This window comes from Halovenus carboxidivorans, from assembly GCF_009831575.1.
GTDB classification, from domain to species: Archaea; Halobacteriota; Halobacteria; order Halobacteriales; family Haloarculaceae; genus Halovenus; species Halovenus carboxidivorans.
In genome coordinates, this window is sequence record NZ_WUUT01000002.1 from 216,554 (window position 1) to 238,528 (window position 21,975).

Annotated in this window: 22 protein-coding genes; 16 read left to right on the forward strand and 6 right to left on the reverse strand. The window is 65.5% G+C overall.

All coding sequences use genetic code 11. The features are described 5' to 3' along the window. Positions 1-20 precede the first annotated feature (20 nt). The 5 genes from GRX03_RS06515 to GRX03_RS06535 all read left to right on the forward strand — a co-directional run bounded on the left by GRX03_RS06515 (position 21) and on the right by GRX03_RS06535 (position 4,082). Positions 21-1,406: an LVIVD repeat-containing protein gene (locus GRX03_RS06515; RefSeq protein WP_159763400.1), complete on the forward strand. Its 1,386-nt coding sequence runs from the start codon at positions 21-23 to the stop codon at positions 1,404-1,406. Positions 1,407-1,460: 54 nt separating this feature from the next. Then, the gene (gene hjc / locus GRX03_RS06520; RefSeq protein ID WP_159763401.1) at positions 1,461-1,985 is read left to right on the forward strand and encodes a Holliday junction resolvase Hjc; all 525 of its coding nucleotides are present in this window, start codon (positions 1,461-1,463) and stop codon (positions 1,983-1,985) included. A 63-nt stretch (positions 1,986-2,048) separates the two neighbouring features. After that, positions 2,049-2,756, forward strand: coding sequence for a DUF1028 domain-containing protein (locus GRX03_RS06525; RefSeq protein ID WP_159763402.1), 708 nt, complete (start codon positions 2,049-2,051; stop codon positions 2,754-2,756). 42 nt (positions 2,757-2,798) lie between these two features. Further along, positions 2,799-3,176 (forward strand): DUF2237 family protein, encoded by a 378-nt coding sequence (locus tag GRX03_RS06530; RefSeq protein WP_159763403.1) that lies wholly within the window; start codon positions 2,799-2,801, stop codon positions 3,174-3,176. Positions 3,177-3,272: 96 nt separating this feature from the next. After that, entirely contained in the window at positions 3,273-4,082 is an 810-nt protein-coding gene (locus GRX03_RS06535) for a succinylglutamate desuccinylase/aspartoacylase domain-containing protein (protein WP_159763404.1), read from the forward strand. Between the two features lie 115 nt (positions 4,083-4,197). Here the strand turns inward: GRX03_RS06535 and GRX03_RS06540 are convergent, their stop codons facing one another. Further along, entirely contained in the window at positions 4,198-4,644 is a 447-nt protein-coding gene (locus GRX03_RS06540; protein WP_159763405.1) for a UPF0179 family protein, read from the reverse strand. An 81-nt stretch (positions 4,645-4,725) separates the two neighbouring features. On the opposite strand from GRX03_RS06540, the gene purB reads away from it, so the two are divergent. After that, complete coding sequence (gene purB, locus GRX03_RS06545) at positions 4,726-6,111, forward strand: adenylosuccinate lyase (protein WP_159763406.1); 1,386 nt, start codon at positions 4,726-4,728, stop codon at positions 6,109-6,111. Between the two features lie 26 nt (positions 6,112-6,137). Here purB and GRX03_RS06550 read toward each other — a convergent pair whose 3' ends face one another. Next, positions 6,138-7,649, reverse strand: coding sequence for a PH domain-containing protein (locus tag GRX03_RS06550; RefSeq protein WP_159763407.1), 1,512 nt, complete (start codon positions 7,647-7,649; stop codon positions 6,138-6,140). Beyond that, a complete protein-coding gene (locus GRX03_RS17110; protein ID WP_159763408.1) occupies positions 7,646-8,401 on the reverse strand; it encodes a PH domain-containing protein in 756 nt (251 codons plus the stop codon). The genes GRX03_RS06550 and GRX03_RS17110 overlap by 4 nt, the downstream gene beginning before the upstream one ends. 149 nt (positions 8,402-8,550) lie before the next feature. Between GRX03_RS17110 and GRX03_RS06560 the strand changes: the two genes are divergently transcribed. From GRX03_RS06560 to GRX03_RS06580, 5 genes are all read left to right on the forward strand, one after another. After that, positions 8,551-8,820 (forward strand): DUF7553 family protein, encoded by a 270-nt coding sequence (locus GRX03_RS06560; protein WP_159763409.1) that lies wholly within the window; start codon positions 8,551-8,553, stop codon positions 8,818-8,820. A 99-nt stretch (positions 8,821-8,919) separates the two neighbouring features. Continuing rightward, positions 8,920-9,753, forward strand: a complete 834-nt coding sequence (locus tag GRX03_RS06565; RefSeq protein ID WP_159763410.1) for a proline dehydrogenase family protein — start codon at positions 8,920-8,922, stop codon at positions 9,751-9,753. Between the two features lie 77 nt (positions 9,754-9,830). Further along, positions 9,831-11,354, forward strand: a complete 1,524-nt coding sequence (locus GRX03_RS06570; protein WP_159763411.1) for an aldehyde dehydrogenase family protein — start codon at positions 9,831-9,833, stop codon at positions 11,352-11,354. A 105-nt stretch (positions 11,355-11,459) separates the two neighbouring features. After that, complete coding sequence (locus tag GRX03_RS06575) at positions 11,460-12,161, forward strand: TMEM165/GDT1 family protein (protein WP_159763412.1); 702 nt, start codon at positions 11,460-11,462, stop codon at positions 12,159-12,161. A gap of 269 nt (positions 12,162-12,430) precedes the next feature. Further along, positions 12,431-13,384 (forward strand): acetamidase/formamidase family protein, encoded by a 954-nt coding sequence (locus tag GRX03_RS06580; protein ID WP_368278112.1) that lies wholly within the window; start codon positions 12,431-12,433, stop codon positions 13,382-13,384. Between the two features lie 4 nt (positions 13,385-13,388). Here the strand turns inward: GRX03_RS06580 and GRX03_RS06585 are convergent, their stop codons facing one another. The 3 genes from GRX03_RS06585 to GRX03_RS06595 form a co-directional block, all read right to left on the reverse strand. Next, positions 13,389-14,468: a DUF2891 domain-containing protein gene (locus GRX03_RS06585; RefSeq protein ID WP_159763413.1), complete on the reverse strand. Its 1,080-nt coding sequence runs from the start codon at positions 14,466-14,468 to the stop codon at positions 13,389-13,391. Positions 14,469-14,514: 46 nt separating this feature from the next. Next, positions 14,515-16,632 (reverse strand): hypothetical protein, encoded by a 2,118-nt coding sequence (locus GRX03_RS06590; protein WP_159763414.1) that lies wholly within the window; start codon positions 16,630-16,632, stop codon positions 14,515-14,517. 122 nt (positions 16,633-16,754) lie between these two features. Further along, the gene (locus GRX03_RS06595; protein ID WP_159763415.1) at positions 16,755-17,312 is read right to left on the reverse strand and encodes a MaoC family dehydratase; all 558 of its coding nucleotides are present in this window, start codon (positions 17,310-17,312) and stop codon (positions 16,755-16,757) included. Positions 17,313-17,490: 178 nt separating this feature from the next. Here GRX03_RS06595 and GRX03_RS06600 point away from each other — a divergent pair, with 178 nt between their 5' ends. The 5 genes from GRX03_RS06600 (at position 17,491) to GRX03_RS06620 (ending at position 21,856) form a co-directional block, all read left to right on the forward strand. Further along, the gene (locus GRX03_RS06600; protein ID WP_159763416.1) at positions 17,491-18,816 is read left to right on the forward strand and encodes a hemolysin family protein; all 1,326 of its coding nucleotides are present in this window, start codon (positions 17,491-17,493) and stop codon (positions 18,814-18,816) included. A 107-nt stretch (positions 18,817-18,923) separates the two neighbouring features. After that, positions 18,924-19,112: a hypothetical protein gene (locus GRX03_RS06605; protein ID WP_159763417.1), complete on the forward strand. Its 189-nt coding sequence runs from the start codon at positions 18,924-18,926 to the stop codon at positions 19,110-19,112. Positions 19,113-19,114: 2 nt separating this feature from the next. Then, positions 19,115-19,903 (forward strand): acetoacetate decarboxylase family protein, encoded by a 789-nt coding sequence (locus GRX03_RS06610; protein WP_159763418.1) that lies wholly within the window; start codon positions 19,115-19,117, stop codon positions 19,901-19,903. Between the two features lie 49 nt (positions 19,904-19,952). After that, positions 19,953-21,035, forward strand: a complete 1,083-nt coding sequence (locus GRX03_RS06615; protein WP_159763419.1) for an ABC transporter ATP-binding protein — start codon at positions 19,953-19,955, stop codon at positions 21,033-21,035. Beyond that, positions 21,032-21,856, forward strand: coding sequence for an ABC transporter permease (locus GRX03_RS06620; protein ID WP_368278116.1), 825 nt, complete (start codon positions 21,032-21,034; stop codon positions 21,854-21,856). Before GRX03_RS06615 ends, GRX03_RS06620 begins: the two co-directional genes overlap by 4 nt. Positions 21,857-21,975: the final 119 nt, after the last annotated feature.

Below are 21,975 nucleotides of genomic sequence, written 5' to 3' on the forward strand. Positions count from 1 at the left end.
TCCGTCCGTGACGGTTGGGTATGAACCGACGACGGTTTCTGACGGCGAGTGCCGGATTCGTTGCCGGGGGAGTCGCTGCCGGGGTAACGGCGGGTCAGACCGACGGGCAACCCGACCCGTTCGAGCCGGCCGGCAGCGTCGACATCTCGGGGGCGACCGACGCCACCGTTCAGGGCGAGTTCGCATACGTCGCCGTCGGTACCGGTTTCGCCGTCGTCGACGTCTCGACGCCGGACGCTCCGACCGTCGTCGCCGAACGGCGTTCGATCCCGAACCCGACCGGTAAACCGTTCGTCGGCGCACTGGACTGCTGGAGTTGGGAGGACCGATTCGTGATCGGCGGTCCGGGGAACCCGAACGCGAACGCGGCCCACGGGTTCGCACTGTACGATATCACCGATCCGACCGATCCCCGACAGCTCTCTTTCTACGAGACGAACCACTACATCCACAATCTCTACGTGGACGATGGGATCGTCTACCTCACGGGCAGCGGCGACCCGGAGAATCCGCTGGTCATGGTCGACATCTCCGGAGCGGACCCACGGGAAGTCGGCCGCTGGTCGCTCACTGAGTACGACTCCGGGTACGCGAACGTGTCAGTGGCCTCCCGGAGCCTCCACGACGTGACCGTCCGCGATGGAATCGCGTACGTCCCCTGCTGGGACGCCGGAACCTGGATCGTCGACGTGAGCGATCCGGCGAACCCGAGTACGCTCGCACAGATCAGCCCGTACGACCGCTCCGAACTGCAGGCGTTCACTAGGACACAGGCGATTCGGGAGTCGATCAGACCGCCCGGAAACGCACACTACACGATGGTCGACGACGACGGGACGCTATTAGCCGTCGGTCAGGAAGGGTGGGCGCTCGGGGAGACCGGCGGTCCGGGCGGCGTCGACCTCTACGACGTGAGCACGACGACCGAACCCGAACATTTGGCCAGAATCGACGCCCCGCCGAGCGAAGACCAGAGCCGTAGCGGGACGTTCACCACCGCGCACAACCTCGATTTCGGCGGTGATCGGCTGTACACCTCCTGGTACTACGGGGGCGTGAAAGTCCACGACATCAGCGATCCGTCGGCACCCAGAGAGATCGCACACTGGCGAGACGACACGGAGGCGAGTTTCTGGACCGCGGAAGCGGGCGAGGACGTGTTCATCGCGACGAGCGCGGACGTGTCACAGATTCTCGGGACGAATCCTCCGTCTGTGCGGGAAGCGCTGTACGTCTTCCCGTCATTGCGCGATACGGAGCGCGTACGGCCCGAGGACTCGGAAACCACTCGGAGCGAGGAAAACGCACGGGACCCCTCCGACGGCTCGGGCCCCGGATTCGGCGTTGTGGCGGCAGTCGGCGGAGCGGTCGGCGGCTACTGTCTCCGGCGTCGGGGCGGTGACTGAGCCGAGGGCCGTCGAGGGCCGCATTTAAGAGGGTCGACCGCCGATACCGATGCGATGTCGAACGCGAAAGGGGACCGTCGGGAGCGAGAACTCGTCAACAAACTCGACGAGGCCGGCTTTGCGGTGATGCGAGCGCCGGCCAGCGGCAGCGCGACCGAGCGCGAACTGCCGGACGTGCTCGCCGGCGACAGCGAGGATTTCTACGCCATCGAGGCCAAGTCGTCGGCGGGCGACCCCATCTATCTCGACGGCGAGGAGGTGTACGCGCTGGTCTACTTCTCGCGGAACTTCGGCGCGAAGCCGCGAATCGGCGTCCGGTTCGACCGCGAGGACTGGTACTTTTTCCACCCCGACGACCTCTACCAGACTGACGGCGGCAACTACCGCGTCAAAAAGGAGACGGCGCTGTCGGACGGGGCGGACTTCGCCGAACTGACCGGCCACTCCGAGAAGGTCACGCTCGACGAGGTCGGAACAGACGACGACTCCGCAGACCGGTCAGACGTCCGACCCGTACTCGAAGCGATCGAGCGGGGCGACCTCTCCGTCGAGGAGGGCGTCGAGATGCTCGACTCGTAGGACGACTGAAAATTTCCGGCGCTGACAGCCGGATTTTTTGTGCTGGCCTCCCAGAACGAAGATATGACGTTCAGCATCTGCGTCCGCGAACAGTACGAGGACGATTCCGGGACCGAACAGACGAGATTCGGCGTGGCCGTGACGACGCGACTGGCAGGGGTCGGGAACCTCTGTCCGTTCGTCAACGAGTACGGAGCGGTAGCCACCCAGAGTTTCGTCAACACGGAACTCGGGGAGAAGGGCGTCGAGTATCTGGCCGACGGTCTCGGCGTCGAGGACGCCCTCGAAGCGCTGTTGAACGCCGACGACGGCAGCCCGCAGCGGCAACTTCACGGCGTCGGCCGCGAAGGGGAGTTCGCGTTCTCCGGCGACGAGTGCAAGGACTGGTACGGCGACATCGTGGGCGAGAACTACACCGTCGCCGGGAATCTGCTGACCGGCGAGGCGGTCGTGGAGTCGGTCGCGGAGACGTACGAGGAGACCAGAGACGACGACCTGCCGCTCGCGAAACGCCTGCTCGACTGTCTCGCCGCCGGCCAGGCGGAAGGCGGGGACAAGCGCGAGGAACTGCACGTCCAGAGCGCCGCGATCCGCGTCGCGAAGACCGAAGACGAACCGGTCGAACCGGCGTACAACGACATCCGCGTCGACGCGACCGAGACGCCCATCGTCGACCTGCGCGAGACGATCAAACTCGCGACCGAGAGCTACGAGATGGCGCTGGAACGGTACGAGGAGGCCTACGAGGAAGACGAGGAGAGCGGTCTGTAGCCCGCCGCGAACAGTCTTGTATCTCCGGTCCCGAGGACGGGTATGTCACAACAGACGGACCAGAGGAACGTGCTCGGAACGGAGTTGCAGCCCTGTAGCACCGATCCGGAGACCGGCTTTCTCCGGGACGGATACTGCCACGAACACCCCCAGGACCGGGGCTGTCACGAGATCTGTGCGGTCGTCACCGAAGAGTTTCTGCAGTACAGTAAGGCCCGAGGTAACGACCTGATCACGCCGCGGCCGGAGTTCGACTTTCCCGGACTGGAACCGGGAGACCGGTGGTGTCTCTGCGTCGGTCGGTGGCTCGAAGCCGAGCGCGAGGGTGTCGCGCCGCCGATCATCCTCGAAGCGACCAACGAGTCCGTCCTCTCCGACGTCGAGACGGAGCTACTGAAATCCCACGAGTACGAGCACTGATGGGGCGCGTGTCGGCTGTGCGTCGTGCTACCGGTCGGCAATCGCCGCGTCGGAAATTACAGCATTGATTACCCTCCGTCACGTAGCCGCGAGTGAATGCGGATCGAGTGTCTCGGTGGTGACGACCCCGAACTGGCAGTCGTCGGCGGAATTCACGGCGACGAACCCTGTGGTATCAACGCGGTCGAACGCGTCCTCGACGACCCCCCGGAACTGGACCGGCCCGTGAAGTTTATCGTCGCGAACGAGGAGGCAATCGCGGCCGGCGAGCGGTATCTCGAAGAGGATCTCAACCGGGCCTTCCCTGGCGACCCCGACGGACCGACCCACGAGTCCCGCCTGGCGGCCCGACTGACCGAGGAACTGGACGGCTGTCTCGTCTTCTCGATGCACTCCACGCAGTCGTACGACGGCACCTTCGCGCTCATCCACGAACCGGACGCTCGTGTGCGACCCGTCCTGAAACACCTCTCGGTGGATGCGGTCGTGGACGTCGGGAGCCACTCGGACGGTCGGCTCTTCGACGCCGTCCCGACGACTATCGAAGTCGAGTGTGGCTACCAGGGCTCGGATCAGGCGACGGAGAACGCCAGTCGTCTCCTCCGGGAGTTTCTCGGCGCGACCGGCGCGCTCCCACAGGAGCGGACGCCGGAGGCGGATTCGGTGCCGCTGTTCCGTCTCGACCGACAGATCCCAAAGGACGAGGCGAGTAGCTACGCGGTCTACGCCTCGAACTTCGAGCAGGTGGCCGAGGGCGAGCCGTTCGCCGCGGCCGACGATCGAGAGGTGACCGCCGACGAACCGTTCTACCCTGTCCTCATGTCACCGTACGGCTACGAGACCGTCTTCGGGTACACCGCCCAGCGGCTCGGAACCGTCGAGGAGTTCGATCAGTTGGCCGAGTAGCGAGTCGAGCGGGACCTGCGGAGACGGTTATGGCGGTACGGACGGAGCGTCACTAGCGAGGAGCGACCACTCACAACGTCCTCGAACCACCGAACGGGACGGGACATCGAGACGGCTACTCCTGTGGCTCGAACTCGACGAGGGTGAGATCACGGTCCAGCCGACAGTACTCGTGTGGCGGCTCACCCTCCACCGAGGCGATCCGGTACTGCTCGTCTTGGTCGGCGCCCAGCGGCTCGCAGTACTCGTGGCTCGGACAGCCCGTGTGTGGACACGGGCCGGCGAGCGCTGATTTGCTCCCGGTGTATGCGTTCCCGCTCGGAACGTTCGCCTTCACTCCGACCGGCTCGACCTCGACGGCGGTCACGCCGGTGTCGTGGACCGCACAGTCGAGCGTGCTCGCGTTCTCCCGGAGGTCGGTGACCTGGTACCGGCGCCCCTCGGTGAGCGTGAGACACTGATCGCGGTACGGACAGCCCTCACACGCGTCGGCCTCGCCCCGGTAGACGAACTCCTCGCCCTCGGTCGCGAGCCTGGTTCCGATCAGTGTCAGCGTTCCCATACCTGTATCGACGCCGGCCAGCCGATTAAGTCTCCCGGGAGAGACCGGCAGGCTTTTTCCAGCCGGTACGGACCAACAGGTATGACTGACCGCGGGCCACTCACGGCAGTATCGCCGCTGGACGGACGATACGCCCGGTACACCGAGCCACTCACGCCGTACGCCAGCGAGTGTGCGCTGATGCGAGCGCGAACCCAGGTCGAAGTCGAGTACCTGATCGCGCTCGCCGATCTAGATGCCGTCTCCCTGTCGCTGACAGACGAGCAACAGCAGGCGCTCCGAGAGATATACGAACAGTTCGACGACGGGGACGCGGAGATCATCAAGCAACTCGAAACCGAGGGCTACGGCGAGTACGCCGCGACGAATCACGACGTCAAGGCCGTCGAGTACTTCATCCGGCTCCGGACCCCCGAGGATCTGTCTGTCGAGCAGTGGATCCACTTCGGGCTGACCAGCGAGGACGTGAACAACCTCGCTCACCGCCTTTTGATCGACGGCGCCGTCGAGGAGGTGCTGCTGCCGGCGCTCACCCAGCGCAGAGACGACCTCGTGGAGTTGGCCCAGCGGTACCGCGGCGTTCCGATGCTCGCTCGGACCCACGGCCAGCCCGCGACGCCGACGACCTTCGGCAAGGAGATGGCGGTCTACGCCTCTCGGCTCGGCCAACAGATCGCCCGGATCGAGCAGGCCCGCCAGGGGCTGTCCGGGAAACTCGCCGGCGCGAGCGGAACCTACGCCGCCCATCACGCCGCCTTTCCGGACGTCGACTGGCCCGCTTTCGCCCGCGAGTTCGTGACCGAGTTGGGCTTCGAGCACGAACCGCTGAGCACGCAGGTCAACCCCTGCGACGACCTCGCGGAGCTGTTCGACGGCCTGCGAGGGGCGAACAACGTCCTGCTCGATCTGGATCTGGACGCCTGGCTGTACATCTCCGACCGGTATCTCGGCCAGGAGGCCGTCGAGGGCGAGACCGGTTCCTCGACGATGCCCCACAAGGTGAACCCAATCGACTTCGAGAACAGCGAGGGCAACCTCTCGAAGGCGAACTCGGATCTGACCTTCCTCGCGGACTACGTCACCAACTCCCGGCTCCAGCGTGATCTCTCTGACTCGACAGTCAAACGCAATATCGGCGGGGCCTTCGCCCACTGTCTGATCGGCTACGAGAAACTCGGCAACGGCCTGGGGAAGGTCGTCCCCAACGAGCAGGTCATGCGCGAGGAACTGGAAGCGACTCCGGAGATCATCGGTGAAGCCGTCCAGACGATTCTCCGCCGAGAGGGCCACACCGACGCCTACGAGCAGGTCAAGGAACTCACCCGCGGCGAGCGGGTCGAACTTGCGGACTTCCAGGCGCTGTTTGCAGACCTCGACGTGCCGGAATCGGTCCGTACGGAGTTGCAGGCGCTGACGCCGAGCGGGTACACCGGCATCGCCGACGAACTGGTCGACGACCTGGAGTGAGCAAACCACAGCTGGCTTTTTGAGGCTTATTCTGCCGGGCTCGCTCGCCTGTCGGGCTCGGTCTCGCTGGTGGCCCGTCGCGGTTCGACCCGTTCGCGCTCGCCGCGGAGCAGTCGAAGCCGGCGCTGTTCGAGCGAGCGCTGGAATCGGTCGTGAGTCTGCTCCCGTAGCTCCTCCGCCTCCTCGATGTCGATATCGAGCGCGACGGCGTCACCGCCCCAGAACCCGCCGGAGGTCGCCGTATCGACGACGAGCGTTCCGAGGTCGCGGCGGCGCTGAAACACCGACTGCGCGGTCGAGACTGTCTGGACGCGGTAGTACGGCACGATGGTCGTCCGACGCGTCCAGAAGCCCGACTGGGTGATGATGTAGTTCTCGTCGGCGGTGTAGCCGATATTCTTCCACTTCAGGTGGGCCGCCGGCGGGACGAGGATCCACAGCCCGGCGGTGAGAAACCAGAGGGGGACGGCGTCGGTAAACAGGTGGACGCCGCCCGCGATAGCTGTGAGAAGCCCGACGATGATGGTGTAGCGGGCGACGTACCGCGTCCGGGCGCGTTTCGGCGCTCGCTCGAACTCCGGATCACCGATGTCCTCGATCGTCCGCGCGAGTTCGAGGACGCGTTCACGCTTTGCGATGGGGACCGCGGACTCGACGCTGTCGCTCTGTCCGGGCGCGTAGCCGGCCGTCTCGATGGCGAGACTGCCGTAGCCGACAGAACGCGCCAGCAGGTTCTCGCGGATCATCAGCGTCTGGATCTTCGACAGCGGAATCGTTCCGTCGTACTGCTGGAGCAGGCCGCGCTTGTACCGGAGTTCCTCGTCGTGTCGGTACAGCCGGAAGCCGTAGTACCGCAGCACGGCCTGGACGCCGCTGGCGATCCAGAGCAGGATCAACCCGGCGACGGCAAAGGCCGGGCCCAGAAGAAGGAGGATGCTCAGCCGCGGCGAGATCTGGTCGGCCGCGACCGGCGATGCGATGACGAACAGTCCGCCGAGCAGTCCGAGCAGGCGCACGTTCGCGGAGGTGACCCCGAGAATGCCGAGTTCGCGCCGGTCCAACTCGAAGAGGATGTCGTTTCTCGCCCCGGGGTCGCGCTCGCTCACATCGCCCTGTTTGCGTTTGCTGATCAGTTCCTGCAGTCTGTTGGCCTCCTGTCGGCTCACGTACTGGAGGCGGGCCTCGGAGTCGCCGCCGCCGCCGGCCGTTTCGAGTCGCACCTCGGCGATACCGAGCGCTCGCTGGACGACGTTCTGCGCGATGTCGACGTTCTGGATCCGGTCGAAGGGAATCTCCCGCTCGCGCCGGGAGACGACACCCGAGTAGATGTCGAAGGTGTCGGCGTCGATCCGGTACTCGTAGGCCTGCACCTCCGCGGCCTCCCAGATGCCGACCAGTACCATCCCGACGAGGAGCAGCCCCGCGAGCGAGGTGACACTTCTGCTGCCGCCGCTGAAGGCCCCGATAATCAGGAAGCCGACGATCCGCGTCGCGTTCTCTAAGATGCGGTAGGGAACGGAGCGATAATCGAGATTCATAGTGCGTCGTCGCCGTCGGCCTCGATTGCGAGTTCCTTGAGTCGCTGCTGGAGGTCGCGTGCCTCGTCGGGTTTCAGCCCCGGGACCGAGACATCCGCCCCGCGCGAGCCAGCGGTGTAGACCACGAGCGTCGACAGACCGAGTGCACGTTCCAGCGCGCTTCTGCTCGTGTCGACGTGCTGGATCCGAACGTACGGAACGATCGTTCGCACGTGGGTGACGACGCCGCGTTCGAGATACAGCGAGTCGTCGCGAATCTGGTAACACCAGATCCGATAGCTCATCACGACCCAGACGACCGAGAGTGCGACCAGCACGCCGATTCCGACCAGTCCGAACTGGACCGGCGCGTCGAGTCCGGCTAACGCTCCCGTGAGAATCGCACCGAGCACGGCCGCGAGTATCACGGCCCGACTCGCCCACTGGATCTGCACCGCACTGTCGAGCGAGCGCCGCTCCGTCGTGTACTCGGAGATCGGGCCCCGTTCGAGGCCTGTCGCCCGCGCCTGCTCTCTGGCTAGCCGTCCGCGAGTCGGTTCCGCCAGCGGCGACTCGGGTGCGGCGTTGCTGTTCGACAGTCGGTCGGTCGAGGAGTCTGGTGTGGAGTGGTCCGCGGGCCGCTGGGTACCTTGAGACTCGCTTCCAGTCGAGTCGACGCGAGGGGTGGGAGACTGCGGTGCAGTCCGTTCACCTCGGTCCTCGGAGAGCCGATCTGGACCGTCGCCAGAGACACCGTCACCTCCGTCAGTCATCGTTACTCATTCACGGCGGTAGGCTGTTAAGTCCCCGGGTGCCGGCCTCCCGCGTCCCGCTCGGTCGCCCGCAGTCTCCGCCGTGAATCGACTCCCGCGACTGTGGAACAACCGCAATGTATTTTCACGATCCCATCCGAGAGTCAGGTATGAGCACGGAACTCGAAGACGCGAGCGAGCGACTCGAATCGGCAGCGACAGACGCGAGCGACGAGGACGCGAGCGAGCGGCTCTCGGAGCTTGCCGGCCAGGTATCGAGTCTCGCGGCGGACGACTCGAAGGCGGATCACGGCCGGATCGCTCGGATCCAGGCCGCGCTCGACGAACTCCAGCCGTCCGTCGACGACGACGTGGCCGTCACGATAGACACCGCCCGCGACGAACTCAGTTCCTACCGCGAAGGGCTCGACGGGGTCTGACGACGCTGGCCGTTCTCTCCTCAGCACTATCCGAGGCCGTCGGTCCGCCCGTCGTCGCCCGCAACGAGACTTATGTGAACACGCCCGCTACTGTCGGGTATGCTCCCGCCGATTGCCAGCAACTTCGTCGCCGGAGAGAGCCAGGAGGCGGCACTCGAGTACGTCGAACAACTCAACGAGCGGGGGATCGGGGGAATTCTCAATCTGCTCGGAGAGCACTACGAGGGGTACGACGAGCCGATTGCCGATACCGACGCCTACGTCGAACTACTCGACGGGATCGAACGCCGCGACCTGGACGCCTGTATTTCGGTGAAGCCGAGCCAACTCGGCGTCGACGTGAGCGACAGCCTGTTCGAGCGCAACTTCGCCCGCATCGTCGACGCCAGTGACACGTTCGTCTGGCTCGACATGGAAGATCACACGACGACGGATGTCACCCTCGACTGCTTCGAGCGTCACGCCGGCGAGACGGACGGAAACGTCGGTGTCTGCGTTCAGGCGAATCTCCACAGAACCGGTGAGGATCTCCAGCGGTTGGCCGAACTGCCGGGGAAGGTCCGCCTCGTCAAGGGCGCGTACAACGAACCCGCGGAGATTTCGTACACGGACGACGCGACTGTCGACGCCGTGTACCGGGATACGCTCGAGTACATGTTCCGAGAGTTCGAGGACGGAATCGCCGTGGGAACTCACGACCCGGAGATGATCGATCACGCCCGGTCGTTGTACGACGAGTACGGCACGCCCTACGAGATCCAGATGCTCATGGGGGTCCGCGAGAGCGCCCAATTCGACCTCGTCGAGGAGACAGAGGCGGACGTCTACCAGTACATCCCGTACGGCACCAAGTGGCTGTCGTACTTCTACCGGCGCCTGCGCGAACGCAAGAAGAACGTCTCCTTCGCTGCCCGAGCGATCGTCGGCTCCTGACCGCTCGGCGGTCTCGCGGTGAGTCGCCGCACGTCCGGCAGGAGGACTTTAGTCGTCGGGAAGTGTTAGTCCCACTCATGGCAGAGACTCACAATCACTACATAGACGGAGCGTGGACCGACGGGGGCGGCCGAGAGACGTTCGCGAGTTACAATCCGGCGACCGGGGAGCGACTCGGGGAGTTCCAGCGCGGGGAAGAGGGGGATGTCGAGGATGCCATCGCGGCCGCCGAGGCGGCGTTTCCGGAGTGGCGGGCGCTGTCTCGGATCGACCGCGCGGAGTATCTCTGGGACGTGTACCACGAACTTCGGGACCGCCACGAGGAACTCGGGACAATCGTGACCAAGGAATGCGGCAAGGAGATTTCGGAGGGAAAAGCCGACGTGACCGAGGCCTGGCACATGGTCGAGTGGGCTGCCGGCGACGCCCGCCACCCGAAAGGAGATGTCGTTCCGAGCGAAGTGCCGGCGAAAGACGCCTACATGCGGCGGAAACCGCGCGGCGTTGTCGGCTGTATCACCCCGTGGAACTTCCCGGTCGCCATCCCGTTCTGGCACATGGCCGTCGCGCTGGTCGAGGGGAACACGGTCGTCTGGAAGCCGGCCGAGCAGACGCCGCTGTGCGGCCAGATCGTCGCCGAGATGATGGTCGATGCCGGCGTTCCCGACGGGGTGTTCAACCTCGTGCAGGGGTTCGGCGACGCCGGGGCGCGGATCGTCGACGACGACCGCGTCGACACCGTGTTGTTCACCGGGTCGGCAGAGGTCGGGCACGAAGTCTCCGAGAAGGTGGCCAACGACGCCGGGAAGCGAGCGGCCTGCGAGATGGGCGGGAAGAACGGCATCGTCATCACGGAGCACGCGGATCTGGATATCGCGGTCCATGCGGCCGTAATGTCCTCGTTCAAGACCACCGGCCAGCGCTGCGTGTCGAGCGAGCGGTTGATCGTCCACACCGACGTGTACGACGAGTTCAGGCGACGCTTCGTAGACGTCGCCGAGGACGTGGCCGTCGGTGATCCGCTCGACGAGGGGACGTTCATGGGACCGCTGATCGAGGTCGACCACGTCGAGAAAGTAACCGGGTACAACGACCTCGCACGCGAGGAGGGGGTGAACGTCCTCGTCGACCGGACGGAGTTACCTGAGAGTGAGATTCCAGACGGTCACGACGAGGGTCACTGGGTCGGACCGTTCGTCTACGAGGCCGATCCGGACGCCGATCTGCGGTGTACCTCCGAGGAGGTGTTCGGGCCACACGTCGCTCTCCTCGAATACGACGGAGACATCGAACGAGCCGTCGAGATTCACAACGACACCGAGTACGGACTCGCGGGGGCGGTGATCTCCGAGGATTACCGCCAGATCAACTACTACCGCGACCACGCCGAGGTGGGTCTGGCGTACGGGAATCTCCCGTGTATCGGCGCAGAGGTGCAACTCCCGTTCGGCGGCGTGAAGCGGTCGGGCAACGGCTATCCCTCGGCGCGGGAGGTCATCGAAGCCGTCACCGACCGCACGGCCTGGACGCTCAACAACGACAAGGAGATCCGGATGGCGCAGGGGCTCTCGGCGGATATCAAAACCAGCGACGAGACGTAGAACAACTGGAGGCGCCGCCGCTGTTTTCGACACCGAAGGGTTTACAAATTAGATACGTCTAATTTCACCCAGTGAGCGCTGGGGCCCCCGCACGGGTGAGTCGAGATGGCTGATCTACTGACTGTTCTCATCGTCGCGGCAGGCGCACAGTTGGCGGTGCTTCCCGGTGAGAAAGTCCAGTTGATCATCGCGAGTCTCTCGACGCGGTACCACCCACTGTTGGTCGTCTCCGCCGCTGGAACGGCTTTTGCGGGGTGGACCGTGCTCGAAATTCTGTTCGGCGAGGCCATTCAGCGGGTCGTCCCCGGCCTGTATCTCGACCTCGTGACGGCCGTGTTGTTCGCCGTCTTCGCGGTGTTGCTCTGGCGGTCGATGCCGGCCCACAGCGACGGCCAGCCGGCGACGACCGACGGCGCGGGCGTGTCTGCCGTCGATGATCTCGACCCGACGCTGTTCGGACGAGCGGTGCCGAACGTCCTCGGCGGGTTCGTCCCGATTTTTGCGATGATGACCGCCGGCGAGTTCGGTGACAAGACACAGCTCATCACGATCACGCTCGCGGCCCGGTTCGGCGCACACCCCGGGATCTGGCTCGGCGAGATGCTCGTGATTATCCCGGTGAGCCTGGCGAACGCCTACTTCTTCCACACGTTCTCGCACAGATTCGACGTGCGGAAAGCACACATGTTCGGTGCCGTGCTGTTCGCCTTCTTCGCCGCCGACACGCTACTCGCGGTCACCACCGGATTTTCGGTCTGGGAGACGGCCGTCGGCGCTGTCGCCGGGTGGATCGGATCGCTGTTCTGACGGTGGGCGGAACACTCATTGGGATCTCTCGTGTAGATCCGACCGGCCGATGACGAGACACTCCCGGTCCGACGACGCGGGGCTGGACGGGCTTGCCCCGTTCCCCGCGTCGAGATGACGAACCCTATGAGTGCTGAGGCCTTCGACTCTGCTGTGGCACTTGGTAGTACCGAGGATTTTGACGGAACTCCCGACACCACTCTGGTACCACGCCGTGGTCGAGAGTCGGCGGTAGCGCTTAAGCGGGTCAGGTCCGTTGGTCGGTCGTAGTGACAGATCACGACATCGACTATCGACTGAGCGACGACGACGAGAACGTCCACGTCGGCGTCTGGGACAACGCCCTCGACCCTGCGCTCTCGGTGGAGTCGGGTGCAGTCGTCGAGTTCGACTGTCGCGGCGCACCGAACGGGACGTTCGACGAGGACTCGACCGCCGCCGACCTCGAAGACATGTCCTTCGAGGGGCACCCGCTGACAGGCCCCGTGTTCGTCGACGGGGCCGAACCCGGAGATGTCCTCGAAATCGAACTGCTCGGGTTCGAACACGAGGGATTCGGCGTGACCTACTTCTACCCCCGAGAGGAGGAGAAAGGCCTCGTTCCCGAGGAGTTCGACGAACCCGGCGTCCACATCTGGGACTTGGACGGCGACATCGGCCACTTCGTCGACGGGATCGAGGTGCCGCTGGATCCGTTTCCGGGAATCGCCGGCGTCGCGCCCGCAGAGGCCGGCGAGCACAGCACGACTCCGCCGCGTCGCGTGGGCGGGAATCTGGACATCAAACACCTCACGGCCGGCTCGACGCTGTATCTGCCCGTCGAAGTCCCGGGGGCGCTGTTCAGCATCGGGGACTGCCACGCCGCACAGGGCGACGGCGAGGTCTGTATCACCGGTATCGAAGCGCCGATGTCGGTCACCGCGCGACTCTCCGTCCGCCCGGAGATGGAGATCGAACACCCCCAGTTCGAGACGGCGGGCCCGTTCTCGCTCAGTGGCGTCGACGAGCCAGCGTACGGGACGACCGGTGTCGCACCCGAGATGCGCGAGGCGGCGAAGACCGCGATTCGACAGATGATCGATCACCTGCACGCCGAGCGCGGGCTCTCGCGAACCGACGCCTACCTCCTCTGCTCGGTGGCGGTCGATCTGAAGATCAATCAGGCCGTCAACGAACCGAACTGGACCGTCTCGGCGTATCTCCCCGAACGGCTGTTCGAGTGAGGGCTCAGCAGCCCGGCGCGATACCGCCGTCCGACCGAGTCAGCAGATAGAGGACGAACGACGAGAGCCAGTGTGAACCGGCATACGCGTCGGTGAAGGCCGCGCTGACACCCGCCTCGGCGTGGTGTCGCGCACTCGCTTCGAGACGGTCACGGTCGTACTGTTCCGGGACAGTCTCGGCGAGGCCAGCGAGACACCACGCCTTGGAGAGATTCAGGCCGACCAGATGCAGTTCGAGGCCGTCTTCGGACTCCGAGTCTACGTCGACCGGGTCGAGGATAGCGTCGTACGGGGATTGGCTGAGGTCGGGCAGGAAGGTATCGAGCCACTCGACGAACTCGGTGCCGTCGAGCACCCGTCGCATCAGATCGGCCTCCGTAAGCGCCGGCGAGAGGAAGTCCCAGCCGAGCGGCTCGTATTCGACCGGGTAGCGCTCGTCGTCACCGAAAAACCGGATTGCGGTGTCCCGTGTCGACCGTCGAAGCGAGTCCGCGCCCGTAACTGTCGCGTAATCCCAGACGGCGGCCAGCGCGAACGCGGTGTTGTCGTGGGTGCCGACCCTGAACGGCCGGTCCCCGTTCAGAAACTCCGATTCGACCAGCTCGGCGATTCTCGATTCCAGCGGTCGCAGACACTCCCGGTACTCCTCGGCCTGCTCGTCGTCCCACAGCGCGAGTTCCGCCGCGAGTCGGAGCAGCCAGGCCCACCCGTACGGACACTCGAAGGTCGGGTTCTCCTCGAAGTACTCGACTTCGCCGCGGACGTTCGCGGGGGTGAATCGCTCGTCGATTTCGCTGATGATCTCCTCGCGGCGAGGGTGGCTCTCGGAGAGCCTGAGCTGTCGGAGCAGACACCAGTGGCTGTGCACCGCCGAGTGCCAGTCGAAACACCCGAAAAACACCGGATGACGTTCGCTCGGTTCGATCTGGGCGTCGGGGCCGTCGACCGAGCCCTGGTAGTGCGGGTACTCCGTCCCGATAGCGTCGAGCGGGTACTCGGCGAGCGCCGACTGTAGCTCGGCGTCCGGGTCGTCGAACGTCCCCGAGAGCAGTCGATCCGCATCGAGATGGCTCAGAGGATCCATGACTCGGGGATTCACGGCCCCGGCGTTTCAGTATATCGACCGAGAGTCAGAGCTTGTCCGCCTGCCGCGCCTGCTCGGAGCGGCGGCGTGCCTGTGCGAGCCTGTTTTCGGCGGCGTTACCGATACCGGGCGGCAGCGAGTCCCGGGCGGCGGCGAGCCGTGACCCGACGCGTTCGAGCCGGGTCGCGACTGCCGCGAGCTGCTGGTCGGTGTTCGCTCTGTCGTTCGCTCGCGCGCGCTCGGCCGCTCGTTCGGCCGCCTCGACGACGGCTTCGAGCGCCTGTGTGAGCCCCTGGACCGCGTTTTCCTGCCCCCCGGTGTCGTCGCCTCCTCCGTCGGCGCCGGGAGACTGATCGCCGTCGCTGTCGCCCACGTCGTCGTCACCCGCAGCGGCGGCGACCTGTGCACGCGTTTCCTCGGCAATATCGGCGAGATAGGACGCGAGCGACTCCTTCCCGGTTTCGGGGCGCTCGATCCGGACCGCCTCGCCGGGGTCCGGATTGACGCGAATCGCACCGATCTCGTCGTCGGTGTCGCGGACTTCGGCAGTGAAGGCACCGCCCTCGTGAACGTAGACCGCGTCCGGGCCGGACAGCGGCGCGTCGTACAGCCGTCCCGCGAAGTCGTCTTCGACGGCGAACTGTCGCAGCTCCGCCTCGGAGTCGCGCGGATCGACTTCGAGTTTCGTCGCGTTCTCGTTCGCCACCGCGGGAATCTCGCCGTCGGCGCCGGCGAGTGTCGTCTCCCCGTCGCCGGAGACGGTCACGGTTTCGCTGTGGGGTGCGACGCCGGCGCCGTTGACCGTCAGCGTGTGTTCGCCCTCCGGAACGTCTTGCAGTACCGCGAGGCCCTGGAAGGTGGGCACCGCTTTCGGTTCGCTCTGGAACAGGGCGAACAGCTCGAGCGGCGAGGACACGCTCGCCAGTCCCTCCCCCTCCGGTGCCTCCTCTGCGGAGACGACGTTGGTCACCTTCGCGATCACCTGATTGGCCTGCGAGGGCGGAGCGATGTCGTCGTAGCGGTTGGCGAGAGCCTGTCGGTGGTCGGTCTCCGTGATGTCGGTCGCCGGCTGCTCGTAGCGGGGGTCGTTCCACGGGACGCCGGTCGTCGTGATGTGATCGGCGACGAGATCCTCGCCGAACTCGGGAACGGCGAACGGGAAGCTCAGCTGTTCGCCGGTGAACGACTCGATGTGCTCCAGTTCAGCGGTCGGGACGAGCCGGTAGCGCTCGTCGGCGTCGGGCTGGTCTCGCCCCTCGTACTCGAACTGCAGGCCGGTCTCTCGCTCCGGGAGGTTCGTCGGCGGAGAGCGTAGCTCCTCGAACGACTGGATCGTGAGTTCCTCGGAGACGAGATCCGATTCGGCCACCGCGGGGAGATCCGGATGCTCGTAGACCGGTTCGCCGTCCAGTTCCGGCACCAGATACGGGAGCGCGAGTCCCTCGTCCCGCGGTAGACCGTACGCGAGCGGGATGGCGGCGATGTCCTCGATGCCGTCGACGACGCTGTTGGTGATGTCTGCTAGCTCGCCGTTCTCCGGCAATCGCTGAAATCCCGTCGGGTCGTCGTTGACCGAGAGGCCGCTGGAGTGCGAGCCGAGTTCCGACAGCAGGCGCGGTCGCCGCTGGGGGTCGGGGTCGAGATGCTCGTTGTTCGGCGCCGACCTCGAATGTGCGCTGGCGACGTAGAGCTGCGGGTCGCCGCTGTCCGTGTCGACGAAGACCTGAAGCAGTTCCCAGTCGTGCCAGTGGAAGTTGGTCGCGAACTGATCGAACGCGGAGTACAGCCAGAACTGGACGACCGCAAGCGGCGACTGCTCGTACTCGACGACGTTGTAGAAGACGCTGGGCTCGGGAACGTCCGAACTCCCGCCCGCCTCGACGTAGCCGTTGAACGCGTCGAACCCGTCGACCACCGTCTGACCGTCGCGCTCGCTCTCGTACGGGCGGGGGTCGGTCGGGAACCACTTCTCGTTGCGGTCGAAGTACAGCGCCGGCGCGAACTGTTCGGCCAACTGCCGTGCCCGTTCCCCCTCGACGGCCGTGGTCTCGCCGTCGTCGCCGCGGTCGAAAAACGAACAGCCCGCAAGCGTCGCTGCGGCACCGCCGGAGACCCCCCGGAGGATATCTCGGCGGTTAAACTCCGTCTCCGACGGGTCACTCATCGTCGGTCCCCCTTCGGCGGCGTCCGCTCGGCTCGGGGAAGCGGTCGCGTGTTCGGACGAGCGCGCATAATTCCAGAAACATATCGGCGGGAGACGAATAGGCTTTCTGGCAGCCCGACCAGTCAGTCGAGGTCATCCGGTTGCGTGCCGACGCCGTCGGGCCAGCCGGTCGGCTGTGCCGGCGTCGGCTCGGCGTACTCCCGTTTGAGCACCATCGGCGTCCGTTCGAGCGAGAGCACCCGGTCGTCGTGCTGGTTGTACGCCCGCAGTTCCGTCGTGACGATACCGACGTGCTCTCGCGAGTCGCTCTCGCGTTTCGAGAGGACTTCCGACTCGGCGAAGATGGTGTCGCCGTGATAGACCGGCTCGTGGTGGCGGATGTCGTCGTAGCCGAGGTTCGCGGTCGCGTTCGCGGAGACGTCGATCACGCTCATGCCGACCGCGAGCGCGATGACGAACGTCCCGTCGACGAGGCGCTCGTCGAACTCCGTGTCGGCGGCGTAGGCCTCGTTGAAGTGCACGGGGTTGAGGTTCATCGTCAGGTTGGTGAACCAGACGTTGTCCGTCTCCGTGACGGTGCGACCGTACGGGTGTTTGTAGATGTCGCCGACGGTGAAATCCTCGAAATATCGTCCCTCCCAGCCGGAGACGAGCCGACGATCCGCGGTCTCCTCACTCATGACCACTCCCTCCGTGTCGAGACGGTTCGTGACGCATCAGGTCGGGGTAGGACCGCTCGCCTCTCAAAGGTTTGCGCCGAAACTGACCCGACTGGTCGATGGGTCAACCATTTCAGTGCACGGTTTGAACTGGGACTATGTTACCACCGTCGAGCACCGGACGTGGGGGGACAGTCGGATGGTAGATCTCGTGCTCTCGGCCACGCAGTTACTCCTGGCTCTGTTTCTGGTCGTCCTCAACGGCTTCTTCGTCGCCTCGGAGTTCGCGTTCGTCCGGATCCGGTCGACCTCTGTCGAGCAACTCGCGGCGGAGGGCCGCGCCGGAGCCGGGGTGTTGCAGGACGTGATGGCCAACCTCGACGACTACCTGGCCGTGACGCAGTTGGGGATCACCATCGCCTCGCTCGGACTGGGGTGGGTCGGTGAACCCGCCGTCGCGGCCCTACTCGAACCGGCCTTAGAGGGCGTGCTCCCGGCCGGACTGATCCACCTCGTCGCCTTCGCCGTCGGGTTCAGCGTCATCACGTTCCTGCACGTCGTTTTCGGGGAGCTGGCACCGAAGACCATCGCCATCGCGCAGGCCGAGAAACTGTCGCTGTTCGTCGCGGCCCCGATGAAGTTCTTCTATTACGTCTTCTATCCCGGCCTGATCGTGTTCAACGGGACGGCGAACGCCTTCACGCGGATGCTCGGAGTCCCGCCGGCGTCGGAGACCGACGAGACGCTGGGTGAGCGGGAGATCCGGCGCGTGCTGGCCAGGTCCGGCGAAGAGGGCCACATCGACACCGACGAGGTCGAGATGATCGAACGAGTCTTCGACCTCGATGACACCATCGCCCGCGAGGTGATGATTCCCCGACCCGACGTGGTGAGTATCGCCGCGGATGCCTCGCTGTCGGAGATCCGAACCGTCGCAACCGACACCAAGCACACGCGCTATCCCGTCGTCGAGGCGGGCAACGCCGATCAGGTGATCGGGTTTATCGACGTGAAAGACGTGATGGAGGCGGCCGACGAGGACTCGGCCGGGACGACGGCCGGCGACCTGGCCCGCGAGATCATCGTCGTCCCCGAGACGGTGCCGATCAACGAACTGCTCGTGCAGTTCCGAACGGAACACCAGCAGATGGCCGCGGTGATCGACGAGTGGGGCGCCTTCGAGGGGATCGTCACCGTCGAAGATGTCGTCGAGGCAGTCGTCGGGAATCTCCGCGACGAGTTCGACGCCGAGGAGTACGAACCGACGATCCAGCGCCGCGAGGACGGCGCGCTCGATATCGACGGCGGTGTCCCACTCTCGACCGCGAGCGAGACGCTCGGAGCCGATCTGGAGACGGACGGGTTCGATACCGTCGGCGGGATGGTTCTCGAACGGATCAACCGCGCCCCCGAGGTCGGTGACGCCGTCGAGGAGGACGGCTACCGGTTCGAGGTGACCGAGATAGACGGCACCCGGATCGTCGCTGTCGAGGCCGATCGAACAGACGGGGCCGACGGTGAATAATCGCTGGCTCGGGGCCGAACCGTCGATCTGTTGCCGGCGGTGACTTTATGCGTCCGCCGGGTGACTCCAGTGGATGGTACGATACCGTACCGCATAGAGGAAGACACATGACAGATACGACACTCGCAAGCGACGAGTGGTGGGAAGAGTATCGCGCGGTCGTCAACGAGGACACCGAGCTGACCCGCTACCTGAGGAGGCTGAGGCCAGTGCTTGCGAATAGCACGAGCGAACCCTCGGAGCCGCTGGCGGAGGTGTTCCGGCCAGCGGACTTCGGGTCCGAGCCGAACCAGTGACAATGTCGGACGCACCCACGCCACCGACGTACGACGGGATGCCGCCGGGCGAGCAGATACCGGCACCGCAGTTGGTCCGGGATGCGCGCGCGCTGGTCGTCGGCTACGAGGCCGATCCGGACGCCCTGGAGTCGGTCCTGCCGCCGGGGCTTGAACCACACCCCAACAACCGGATCCAGATGAACATGTACCGGGTGGAGACGGCGACACAGACCAGCCACCTCCCGCCGTATTCGCTGACCTATCTCTGCGTGGAGGTCGCAGGTCACGACAGCACCGCGCTGAGCGAGTCGGGCGGGGAGATGGACATTCCTGGCCGGTACTGGGTGGGCTACTGGAACGACTCCCCCCGGATGCAGTCGTTCGTCCGGGAGACGATGGGTATCCCCTGCATGCCCGGCGTCTGTCGGTGGGAGCGAGACGGCGACGAACTCACCTCGACGCTCTCGGTCGACGGCGACCCGGTCATCACGGCGACGGCGTCGGTCGACGACGAGCAGATCGACACGCTGTCCGGACACCTCAACTACTACAGCCGCCGCCAGATTCCGGACCCGAGCGGTGCTGGGGCGCAGATCGACGAACTCGTCGAGATTCCGATCCCCTTTACCTGTGATCTGGCGACGGCACAGGTCTCCGAGGTAGAGTTCGCGTTCCCGGACGGCTCCTCGTTCCAGCGGTTCGCGCCGGTCGAACCGATATCCACCCCCTCCGTCCTGTACGGCGACATCACGATCACCTACTCACAGGGACGACAGGTTCGGGACTATCGGGCCGCGCGAGCGGAGTGAACGGCTGCCGCTCCGACGGTTTATTTCGCTCGAAGCCCAACCGTGGGTAATGGGACAGCGCGCGTCGACTGGTCGTCGCTCCTCTTCCGAGACGGACCCACTGAGCGAAGGAAGCGACGAGCGAGGCCAGTCGTCAGAGAGCGGACAGGACAACGCCGACCCGGCGCTGGTCGTCGACGGGATCTCGAAGCGGTTCGGTGGCGACGACGGCGTCCTCGCAGTCGACGACGTGAGCTTTCGCGTCGACCGCGGCTCCGTCGTCGGTCTGCTCGGGCCGAACGGAGCCGGCAAGACGACGCTGATCAAGTCCGTCCTCGGGATGGTGCTTCCGGACGACGGGTCGGTACAGGTGTTCGGCTCCGACGTGACCGACGGCCGCCGGACGGCCTACGCGGACGTCGACGCGATGCTCGAAGGCGCTCGCAACGACTACTGGCGGCTCACGGTCCGGGAGAACCTCCGGTATTTCGCGACGATCAGCGGCGTCGACCCGGACTCCGTCGCGGACCGACACGAGCGCCTCCTCGACCGCCTCGATCTGTCGGAGTACGCCGATACGCCCGTTCGGAACCTCTCCCGGGGGATGAAACAGAAAGTGTCGCTTGCGAGCGTCCTCGCCGGCGGTGCGGAACTGGTCTTTCTCGACGAGCCGACGCTCGGCCTCGATATCGAGAGTTCGCGGACGCTCCGGACCGAACTCAAGCGACTCGCTCGGGAGGAGGGGCTGACGATCTTCGTCAGCAGCCACAACATGAGCGTCATCGAGGACGTCTGTGACCGAGTGATCGTCATGTCCGACGGACAGGTCGTCGCCGACGACAGCGTCGACGCGCTGTTGACGGAGGCGGATCGCGACCTCGTCCGAATCGAGAGCAGCGATCTGGATGCGGCGACCGTCCAGACGCTCAGATCGCAGTTCGAGGTGACTGAGACGGCGGAGTCGGGCCAGCGGGTCCGCGTCGATGTCCGGGCCGGCGGACGAGACCTCTACGCGGTGATGGATGTACTGCGCGAGGCGGACGTGAGAATCGAGCGGATCGAGACGATCGATCCCACGCTCGAAGACGTGTTCGTCGATCTGACCGGCGACGGGAGCGGACTCAGCGCGGACAGCCCGGAGGGGTCACCGTGAGCGACGCCGATGCGACACCGCGGCGGTCAGCGGGTTCCGAGCCGAAGCCAGCGACGTATTACCACCTGGCACGGGCGGTGTTGTACCGCGAATTTCTGATCTTCGTCCGGTATCCCGCCAACGCGATCGGCGGAATCGTCGTCGCCGTCCTGTTTTTCGGGATGCTGTTTTACGGCGGTCGTCTGCTCGCCGGTCAAGCGCTGACCGATTCGCTGGACGGAATCATCGTCGGGTACTTCCTCTGGACCCTCTCGGTCGGCGCGTACTCGGCGGTCTCGAACGACATCGGCAGCGAGGTCCAGTGGGGAACGCTCGAACGACACATCACGACGCCGTTCGGATTCGCGCCCGTCGCGTTGCTGAAAGGCGTCGCGAAACTCGTCAGAACCTTCCTCACCTCCGCGGTCGTGTTGGCCGTCATGCTGCTCGTCACGGGCCGGTCGTTGCGGCTCGACCCGTTCACGGTCGTCCCGATCGCCGCGCTGTCGATCACCTCGGTGCTCGGACTCGGGTTCGCCGCCGGCGGGGTGACCGTGCTCTACAAGCGGATCGGAAACTGGCTCAACCTCCTGCAGTTCGGCTTCGTCGTGCTCATCTCCGCGCCCGTCTTCGACGTTCCGTGGACCCGGGCGCTCCCGCTGGCACACGGCAGCGCGCTCCTCCAGCGCGCGATGATCGACGGGGTGAGACTCTGGCAGTTCGGACCGGTCGACCTCGCGATCCTCGTCGCCGTGCCGGCAGCCTATCTCTTCGGCGGCTACCTCGTCTTCCAGATGGCGACGCGGCGAGCGCGGCGCCTCGGTGTCCTCGGTGATTACTGAGCAAGTCACCGGTCAGGTCGTCCGCGCCCTCGCGACTCTCGACTCGTCTGCTCCTCGATAGATCGATCCGGTGCGGTGTACGCTTCGACTGTGAGAGGGTCGAGATGGGAAACGTTCAC

What these genes read in the sequence shown, in the direction of transcription:
- GRX03_RS06515 (WP_159763400.1), top strand. Translation starts at nt 21, where the DNA reads ATGAACCGACGACGGTTTCTGACGGCGAGTGCCGGATTCGTTGCCGGG.
- hjc (WP_159763401.1), top strand. Translation starts at nt 1,461, where the DNA reads ATGTCGAACGCGAAAGGGGACCGTCGGGAGCGAGAACTCGTCAACAAA.
- GRX03_RS06525 (WP_159763402.1), top strand. Translation starts at nt 2,049, where the DNA reads ATGACGTTCAGCATCTGCGTCCGCGAACAGTACGAGGACGATTCCGGG.
- GRX03_RS06530 (WP_159763403.1), top strand. Translation starts at nt 2,799, where the DNA reads ATGTCACAACAGACGGACCAGAGGAACGTGCTCGGAACGGAGTTGCAG.
- GRX03_RS06535 (WP_159763404.1), top strand. Translation starts at nt 3,273, where the DNA reads ATGCGGATCGAGTGTCTCGGTGGTGACGACCCCGAACTGGCAGTCGTC.
- GRX03_RS06540 (WP_159763405.1), bottom strand. Translation starts at nt 4,644, where the DNA reads ATGGGAACGCTGACACTGATCGGAACCAGGCTCGCGACCGAGGGCGAG.
- purB (WP_159763406.1), top strand. Translation starts at nt 4,726, where the DNA reads ATGACTGACCGCGGGCCACTCACGGCAGTATCGCCGCTGGACGGACGA.
- GRX03_RS06550 (WP_159763407.1), bottom strand. Translation starts at nt 7,649, where the DNA reads ATGAATCTCGATTATCGCTCCGTTCCCTACCGCATCTTAGAGAACGCG.
- GRX03_RS17110 (WP_159763408.1), bottom strand. Translation starts at nt 8,401, where the DNA reads ATGACTGACGGAGGTGACGGTGTCTCTGGCGACGGTCCAGATCGGCTC.
- GRX03_RS06560 (WP_159763409.1), top strand. Translation starts at nt 8,551, where the DNA reads ATGAGCACGGAACTCGAAGACGCGAGCGAGCGACTCGAATCGGCAGCG.
- GRX03_RS06565 (WP_159763410.1), top strand. Translation starts at nt 8,920, where the DNA reads ATGCTCCCGCCGATTGCCAGCAACTTCGTCGCCGGAGAGAGCCAGGAG.
- GRX03_RS06570 (WP_159763411.1), top strand. Translation starts at nt 9,831, where the DNA reads ATGGCAGAGACTCACAATCACTACATAGACGGAGCGTGGACCGACGGG.
- GRX03_RS06575 (WP_159763412.1), top strand. Translation starts at nt 11,460, where the DNA reads ATGGCTGATCTACTGACTGTTCTCATCGTCGCGGCAGGCGCACAGTTG.
- GRX03_RS06585 (WP_159763413.1), bottom strand. Translation starts at nt 14,468, where the DNA reads ATGGATCCTCTGAGCCATCTCGATGCGGATCGACTGCTCTCGGGGACG.
- GRX03_RS06590 (WP_159763414.1), bottom strand. Translation starts at nt 16,632, where the DNA reads ATGAGTGACCCGTCGGAGACGGAGTTTAACCGCCGAGATATCCTCCGG.
- GRX03_RS06595 (WP_159763415.1), bottom strand. Translation starts at nt 17,312, where the DNA reads ATGAGTGAGGAGACCGCGGATCGTCGGCTCGTCTCCGGCTGGGAGGGA.
- GRX03_RS06600 (WP_159763416.1), top strand. Translation starts at nt 17,491, where the DNA reads ATGGTAGATCTCGTGCTCTCGGCCACGCAGTTACTCCTGGCTCTGTTT.
- GRX03_RS06605 (WP_159763417.1), top strand. Translation starts at nt 18,924, where the DNA reads ATGACAGATACGACACTCGCAAGCGACGAGTGGTGGGAAGAGTATCGC.
- GRX03_RS06610 (WP_159763418.1), top strand. Translation starts at nt 19,115, where the DNA reads ATGTCGGACGCACCCACGCCACCGACGTACGACGGGATGCCGCCGGGC.
- GRX03_RS06615 (WP_159763419.1), top strand. Translation starts at nt 19,953, where the DNA reads ATGGGACAGCGCGCGTCGACTGGTCGTCGCTCCTCTTCCGAGACGGAC.